This window comes from Pararhizobium sp. P1_E7 (assembly GCF_056405855.1).
The window spans coordinates 1-7,945 of the sequence record NZ_JBFUBH010000104.1 but is presented as its reverse complement, the minus strand read 5'-3'; the positions used below and the strand labels follow the sequence as shown (position 1 = coordinate 7,945).

At 55.4% G+C, this 7,945-nt stretch carries 7 protein-coding genes and 1 pseudogene; 7 read left to right on the top strand and 1 reads right to left on the bottom strand.

Going from position 1 to position 7,945, the window contains the following annotated elements; genetic code table 11:
* The coding region (locus AC1D17_RS26770) for a MurR/RpiR family transcriptional regulator (protein WP_477568290.1) at nucleotides 1–536 on the bottom strand (536 nt) is incomplete at its 3' end.
* 280 nt (nucleotides 537–816) lie between these two features.
* Here AC1D17_RS26770 and AC1D17_RS26765 point away from each other — a divergent pair.
* The 7 genes and pseudogenes from AC1D17_RS26765 to AC1D17_RS26735 form a co-directional block, all read left to right on the top strand.
* Complete coding sequence (locus tag AC1D17_RS26765; RefSeq protein WP_477568289.1) at nucleotides 817–2,142, top strand: aspartate aminotransferase family protein; 1,326 nt, start codon at nucleotides 817–819, stop codon at nucleotides 2,140–2,142.
* A 9-nt stretch (nucleotides 2,143–2,151) separates the two neighbouring features.
* Nucleotides 2,152–2,703 carry a carboxymuconolactone decarboxylase family protein gene (locus AC1D17_RS26760; RefSeq protein WP_477568288.1) on the top strand — a complete coding sequence of 184 codons (552 nt, stop codon included), beginning with the start codon at nucleotides 2,152–2,154 and terminating at the stop codon, nucleotides 2,701–2,703.
* 27 nt (nucleotides 2,704–2,730) lie between these two features.
* Nucleotides 2,731–3,909 (top strand): M24 family metallopeptidase, encoded by a 1,179-nt coding sequence (locus AC1D17_RS26755; RefSeq protein ID WP_477568287.1) that lies wholly within the window; start codon nucleotides 2,731–2,733, stop codon nucleotides 3,907–3,909.
* A 15-nt stretch (nucleotides 3,910–3,924) separates the two neighbouring features.
* Nucleotides 3,925–5,106, top strand: a complete 1,182-nt coding sequence (locus AC1D17_RS26750; protein ID WP_477568286.1) for a M20 family metallopeptidase — start codon at nucleotides 3,925–3,927, stop codon at nucleotides 5,104–5,106.
* Between the two features lie 168 nt (nucleotides 5,107–5,274).
* Nucleotides 5,275–5,991 carry an aspartate/glutamate racemase family protein gene (locus AC1D17_RS26745; RefSeq protein ID WP_477568285.1) on the top strand — a complete coding sequence of 239 codons (717 nt, stop codon included), beginning with the start codon at nucleotides 5,275–5,277 and terminating at the stop codon, nucleotides 5,989–5,991.
* 40 nt (nucleotides 5,992–6,031) lie between these two features.
* Nucleotides 6,032–7,213, top strand: a complete 1,182-nt coding sequence (locus tag AC1D17_RS26740) for a M24 family metallopeptidase (RefSeq protein WP_477568284.1) — start codon at nucleotides 6,032–6,034, stop codon at nucleotides 7,211–7,213.
* Between the two features lie 407 nt (nucleotides 7,214–7,620).
* Nucleotides 7,621–7,945: pseudogene (locus AC1D17_RS26735) on the top strand (hypothetical protein); the annotation flags it as partial.

The following is a 7,945-nucleotide window of genomic DNA, read 5'->3' as shown; positions in this document are numbered from 1 at the left end:
TATGGATTTATGGATACCGCAAGCAGAACATCGTCTGCGGTAGCGCGAATAAGTGCGTCGCTGCCCGTACCGGCGGGACCATCTAGATGCACAGTCTTTTCGCCCAATAAGGTCATCACATAATGAAAGTGCCAAGCTACTGAATGGCAGGACCGCAGCCCGAGAACGTAAATCCTCCGGGCTCTGGCTAGCCGATCGGCTAACTGGCTCAGCCTGGTAAGCGTCTCAGGTTCACAAAGCCGGCCGATTTGTGCCGACAGGCTCTGGAGCATTCGATGGGCCAGCCCTTCACCAGTCGGCCCGGCTTCGTCTCTTTGCAGGGCGCGGGCAGCAAACCCATCCGCACTAACCCGAATAACGTCAGCGTGCTGGCCGCGAAACTCGTCGTATCCGGAGAAACCGAGAAACTTTGCAAGGCGGGTCATGGTGGACGGCTGAACGCCCGCATTGCGGGCCAACTCTCGCATAGAAACGAGTGCTACTTCCTGCGGATGTTCGAGAATGTGACGAGCTGCCTGCTGCAACTGCTCAGACATATCGTCAAACCGATCAATGATATGGGCGTGGAGAGGACCTTTTTGCAACATTTGCCTCACGATGGCTATGATAAATCAACCGGACCATCTCTCTGTCGATCTTGAAAGTCAAACTGATCGCACGCTGTGGCCAAAAAAGTTGCACTCAACCCACCGATTAGGGTGGAAAACAAATGCATCACAAATGTATCTATAAAACAAATGTTGCAATTTTTCGCGAAAACTGCAAATCAATAGACATGAGCGCCGGAGCATCGGCCACAATCAGTCTGAGATGAGTATGACTAAAATTCTCCATCGTTCGATCGGTACAATTTTGCCCAGGGCCGTCGCAGGCGAAGGCATCCACATTAGCGACAGCGAAGGTCGGAGCTATATCGATGGCTCAGGGGGCGCGGCTGTGAGCTGCCTTGGCCACAACCATCAAGAGGTTCTCGATGCGATGAAGGCGCAGATGGGGCGTATCGCTTATGCTCATACTTCGTTCTTTACGACCGATGTGGCTGAAGAACTTGCTGAGCAGCTTGTGGAACTGGCGCCGACGGGCCTCGACTATGTCTATCTCGTCTCCGGCGGATCCGAAGCTGTAGAAGCGGCGCTGAAGATGGCGCGCCAATATTTCGTGGAAGTAGGACAGCCTCAGCGGCGCCACATCATTGCGCGGCGGCAGAGCTATCACGGAAACACAATAGGAGCTCTCGCCACCGGTGGAAATGAGTGGCGCCGCGCTCAGTTCAAGCCGATCTTGCCCGAAACTCATCACGTTTCGCCTTGCTATGCTTACCGTGACATGCAACCGGGGGAAACGCCCGAGGCCTATGCCGAGCGGCTAGCTGGCGAACTCGAAGCTAAAATTGTTGAGTTGGGAACGGACAAGGTCATGGCTTTCGTGGCTGAACCTGTTGTCGGTGCGACACTCGGCGCGGTAGGTCCTGTCGCGGACTACTTCAAACGCGTCCGCAAGATCTGCGACAAGTACGGCATTTTACTGATCCTCGACGAGGTGATGTGCGGGATGGGTCGCACCGGCACTCTATTTGCGCTTGAACAGGAGGAGATCGTCCCCGATCTGGTAACGATCGCGAAAGGCTTGGGCGGCGGCTTTCAGCCTATTGGTGCAGTGTTGCTTTCTGAAAAAATCTATCGTGCGTTCGCGGATGGATCGGGTCTGTTTCAGCACGGACACACCTATATCGGACATCCGATTGCTGCTGCAGCGGCCAGCAAGGTGGTTGAGATACTCAAGCGCCCGGAAATGATGGTCAATGTCATCAAGATGGGCGACCGGCTTCAAGCCGGACTTGACGCGGCGCTCGGCCAATCTCCCTACGTCGGTGACATCCGCGGTCGTGGTCTGTTCCGGGGCGTGGAGATAGTGGCAGACAAGGACACGAAAGAACCCTTCGATCCCGCTCGTAAGATCCACGCCAGGATCAAGAGGGAGGCGATGCAGCGAGGTCTGATGTGTTACCCAATGGGGGGCACAATCGATGGCAGAAGAGGCGATCACGTGCTGCTGGCGCCGCCCTATATTATTCAACCCGAGCAGGTTGACCACATCGTAGAGCGGCTAGCCGCAGCTATCAATGCCGCCGTTTCAAGCTGAGGACCTGCCGTGACTTCCTCTATTAATCGAGATTCTCCGCGCACCCCGATCGCAGACGAGAACTGGCCGGTCGAAATTGCGGATATGAGAACAGGTTTTGCAGGAGCACTCAATGTCTACCGCACCATGGCTCATCATCCGGCCTTGTTGAAGGCATGGGCTCCACTTCGTCAGCATATCGTCAAAGACAGCGCTTTGGGGGCAGTTCGGTCGGAACTCGTAATCTTGCGCACGGCCCATCGTATGGGCTCAACATATGAATGGGCTCATCACGTGAGTCGCGCTCGTGCCTTGGGCATTTCTGACGAACGAATTCGCGATATGCGGGCATCTCCCGTTGGAGAGGACGGCATAATTGCGCGGGCTGTTGATGCCCTCTTCGATTCAGGGCGCGTGCCCTCAGATATCGAGTGCGCGATCTCAGCAGCTATGGGGAAACAAGCAATATTCGACCTGATGGCGACTGTCGGATTCTATTCCGTGCTCGGCTACATATTGATGACGTTCGATACTCCGATCGACGAAGGCGTTGCTGATGAGATCGCAACGCAACCGATCTGAATTGTTGAACCGCATGTGGGGGTAAACATGAAAAAAGAACTGCACTTTGAGCTCACCGAGTTTCAAGCTCGTATCAGCGCCGTAAAAAAAGAGATGGCGCACAGAGGGATAGACATTCTCCTCCTGTCCGAGCCACCTAACCAAAACTATCTCACCGGCTACAATGCCTACTCATTCTACACGCCTCAAATGGTAATCGTTGCTCAAGATCGCGCCGAACCTATCTGGGTCGGCCGCTTCATGGATCGAGTTTCGGCCACCATGACAACCTATCTCGCGGAAGACAACATCCGCGCCTATCCCGACACTTACGTTCAATCCACCACCCTTTCAGCCTATGATTTCATGGCTGATATCRTAAAGGAAGTAGGGGGTGAAACTGCACGCATCGGGGTGGAGATGGGAGGATATTACTATCCCGCCCGTGGGCATGCTGATCTCACCCGCGCCTTACCCAATGCAGAATTCGTGGACGCTGACCTTCTCGTCGGGTGGATTCGCCTGGTGAAGAGCCCGGCTGAGGTCGCCATCATGCGCCAAGCTGGTCAACTTGCCGACGTCGCGATGAAGCGCGTCATCGATATGGTAGAAGCCGGCGTACGTGAATGCGACATTGCGGCTGCAATCTATCACCAACAAGTATCCGGGACGCCAGAGTTTGGCGGCGACTATCCGTGCTGCCCTCCTGATCTTTGCATCGGCGAGCGGTCGATCGCCCCCCACGCGGCCTGGACGGACGACCCTCTGCCGGAGTCCACGGTCGTCAATCTGGAACTGTCAGGATGCAGACATCGGTACCAAGTTAATCTCGCTCGTACAATTGTCGTCGGCAAGCCGTCTCCATCTTTCCAGGATCTCTCGGAAATAGCGGTCGAAGCATTGAATGTCGGCCTGGAAGCGGTCCGTCCGGGCAGAATGTGTTCGGAGGTTGAAAGCGACTTCAGACACGCCCTTGCCCGCCACGGCATTGAGAAGGAATCCCGCATCGGTTACCCAACCGGCATTGGTTTCCCTCCTGCGTCAGGCGAGCGCACAGCAAGCATACGTAAGGGCGATGAAACGGTGCTCAAGCCTGGCATGGTGTTCCACATGATGCCCGGCCTTTGGCTCGGCAATGTCGGTATTACGATCACGCAAAGCTTTGCGGTTTCTGACACAGGTTTCGAGCCTTTAACGGCGACGCCCCGCAAACTGTTCGTCAAATAGAGGTAGAGTCTCCCTATGAACGCGCTAACCAACGACCTGATTTCTGAAGCCGAGCGTGAAGCGGTCGTGCAGATGCGGCACGATATGCATCGGGAGCCTGAGCTTTCGAATAATGAATGGAAAACCCAGAAGCGGATTATCGAAACCTTGGCACGGTTTGGTTTGACCGAGGTGAAGACGTTTCACAAGACGGGGGTCTATGTTGACATTGAGGGCTCAGCCCCGGGTGCCAATCGTTCGATCGCGCTGCGTGGCGACATTGATGCTCTTCCGATCCAGGAAGCCCGCGATGATCTGACTTACCAGTCACAAGTGCCGGGTGTTATGCACGCGTGCGGTCACGACATGCACGGGTCTATCGCCCTGGGTACCGCCCTTGCGTTTCACCGCATGCGCCAGAAGTTCTCAGGAAGAGTGCGCGTATTCTTCCAGCCGGCCGAAGAAGCTGAGCCGTTGGGCGGCAGGACAGTTGTGGAAGAAAACTTGCTCGCCGGATTTGACGCGGCAGTTGGCTTTCATGTCCGCACGGACATTCCCGCCGGCTCGTATGGCGCACGCGCGGGTGCAGTGACAAAATCCGCCGACCAGTTTTCTGTCGAGTTCACCGGCACGATGGCACATGGTGCCAAGCCTCATCTCGGCGTGGACGCCATTGCTATAGCCGGTGCCTTTATCAACGAAGTACAGAAGGTCGTGTCGCGGGAAATGCCGGTTGACGATGGGGCCATTGTGACTATTGGAACCATCCGTGGTGGCGAGGCGACGAACATCATTTGCCCTTCGGTTACGATGACAGGAACGATCCGAACAAGCAGTGCCGAACGGCGAGAGCTGTTAACTCAGCGCGTGCGCCAGATCGCTGACGGTATCGCGGCGGTACACAGGGGGCGAGCGGAATTTAGCTCCCACGCCGGTGAGCCTCCAGTAGTGAACGATGGTGCTATGGTCGCCCTATTCCGACAGGTCGTCGTGCAATCCGAAGGCGAGGAAAGGTATATCGAAGGCTCAGCCAGCTCCGGCAGTGACGACTTCGGCTTCTACTCCGGTTGTCTCCCATCGATCTATTTCTGGTTCGGCAGCAAGGCACCTGGGAACGAATCCGGCGTGCACACGCCGACCTTCGGAGTATCCGACGAAACTCTAATTCCGACGACAGAATTAGCAATCCGATACTGCTGGGAGCTCCTGCATTCCTGAACACACTAACCGTCTCCACCTAGAAGAGCGCCGCGGGAGTGCCGCGCTGCAAGACAAGACCAGGCGTTTACCGTCGTCGAGCGAATTATCGTCTGGTCAATCGGGAAAGCTCGAAGCTGATCAGCGATTAGCTGCAATACCCCAACAGCCGGTAAAAGGAGTCAATTCGTGCCATCGCAGATCACTGCCACCCTTGGAATTCTTGAACTCGACGAGGGTTTGCAGCCCGACAGTCATTCCTATCCCCCACGCGATGGGTCCTTGGTGAACCCGGCAACATTTGGCCTGCCCATAATAACAGAGATGGTCGAAGGCGCGTTGGCAGAGACTGTCATTCGAGGTGAACCCCTGCTTGAAGGAGCCTGTGTGGCCGCTGCCCAGCGGCTAGTTGATAGAGGTGCCAGCGTTATCTCGGCTGATTGCGGCTTTTTGATTCGTCATCAGGCAGCAATTTCTGCTGCAGTGAATGTGCCAGTGGTAACCTCAAGCCTGCTCTTCATCCCGACGCTGCTCCGCCAGTTAGCACATGGAAAGAAACTCGCCGTCCTAACAGCTGACTCCCGATATTGCAGCGAAGACCTATTTGGCATCCAACATGTGGTCGATCGCAAGCGTGTTGTTGTCGGTGGGATCGAGGGTGGAGTGTACACGCGCAACGCTTTGTCCCACCCTTTCGTCAGAACTGAAGTCGATCAGATCGAACACGAGGTCGGCGACTGCGTCGACCGCCTCCGTGCCAAGCATCCCGAAATTTCCACGTTACTGCTCGAGTGCACTGCGTTTCCCATCGTCGCGAAAGCTCTTCGGCGAAGAACGGGATTGCCCACCTACGACATTACGGATCTTTGTAGATTGACGCTTTCCACCGTGGCAATCCCACAATGAAGTCGAAGCATTGTGGCTTCTTCGGCGAAGGATATGGTAAATGACCACTGAAATGCTTCGGTTTGAACTGACCGAATATAACATGCGCCTGGAGAAGGCGCGCAACGCAATGGAGCAGGCGGGGGTAGATCTGTTGGTCGTTACCGATCCTGCCAACATGCACTGGCTTACCGGCTACGACGGATGCTCCTATTACGTGCCTCAGTGTGTCGTTGTGACGAAAAGCGATGATCCCTTGTGGTTTGGGCGACGGATGGATGCAAATGGTTGTCGCCGTACCGCCTATATCAGCGAGGATAGGATCAGGTGGTACGGTGATGAATACGTACAATCCGACACCCTCCACGCGATGTCCGCTCTGGGGTCGATTATCGCCGGTGAAGGGTATGGCTCGTCAATTATCGGTGTTGAGAAAGACAGCTCCTGCTTTTCTGCTGCATCCTTCGAGGCGCTTGCTGCGTCGTTGCCTAACGCAAGATTTCAGAAGGCCGATAGGCTGATAAATTGGCAGCGGTTGGTGAAATCACCTCGAGAGATCGATTATATGCGAGGTGCGGGAAAAATCGTTGAGGCGATGTATCAACGGGTTTCGGAAGTGTTGCGTCCTGGGATCAAGCAGTCTGACGTGATTGCCGAGCTTTCCTATGTGGCAACACGCGGCGTCGATGGCTATTGGGGCGATTATCCCGCCTGCGTGCCGAACCTGGGCGCGGGTGCGGACGCGTCGGCACCCCACCTTACCTGGACTGACCAGCCGATACGAGGCAACGAAGCCATATTTTTCGAGATGGCCGGCGTGCATAAACGCTACCATTGCCCGCTCTCAAGGACATTCTATCTTGGAAAGCCGACCGCTCAGATCTTAGACGCTGAAGCAGCGGTTTTGGACGGCATGCAAGCAGGTCTTGAGAAGGCGGTAGCCGGCAATTGCTGCGAGGACATCGCCAAAGCCTATTCGGGTGCCTTGGCGCGGTACGGTTTCGAGAAGACGAGCCGATCCGGTTACCCGATCGGCATCGGCTACCCTCCGGCGTGGGGAGAAAACTCTGCAAGCTTCCGAGAGGGCGACAAGACGGAACTGCGGCCAGGCATGGCGTTCCACTTCATGTCAGGGTTGTGGTATGGCGACTGGGGCATAGAGATTACGGAGAGCTTCGTTGTCACCGAAGGTGACGTAGAGTTTCTCTCGAGCGTTCCTCGTAAGCTGCTCGTTATAGATTGAAATGGCGTGTCGAAGGTCCAAGGATCAAGACTAGCTGTTTGCTTTCGATGACGGCAAGACTTGGGTGTCTTTGGCGCGCAAGGTCGATTAACGCGTCGTTGTGCCCACCAGGCGCAACGACCAATGTCACCGCCACCCTTGTATTAGAAAATGCTGCGTCACCTTGCTGATCGGATGTGGCCACACCTTCTCGAGCACGGCGATCAAGCCGTAACTCAGCATTGACGAGTTCTATTCGTAAAAAATGACCACACACAAAAAGCAACTCGCCATACGCCAACCAACTGGGTGACGGACTTCACGGGCCGAATATCCGAAAAAAGGGCCTGCCCGTCTGTTGAATTGAATGTTTCATTGTCTAACATAATGAGACATATGAGTCATAAGTCGAGCCGAGGAGACATCGCATGACCATCACTAGCCAGAATCAAGTCGGTTCGCCGAATGGCTCAGATCCGCGTTTTCCGCCGAGAACTGCTGAGGGAGTACACGGGCAGCAATCAGTCTTCAGTTTGGACCTCACTGCAAAAGCTGACGGCAAGGACAAGCTTGGCGAATTAACCTCAGTTTATGTGTCCGCACTTGACGGCGTGAGGATCGCCCTAGATGTCACCCGTTCGATGGGTGACACCGCCGACACCAAACGCGACACCGTCCTGGTGATGACGTGCTATGGGCGGGGCAAGAAGGACGACCCTTCTAATTCCTATGCCGATACGTTGGTCCCACATG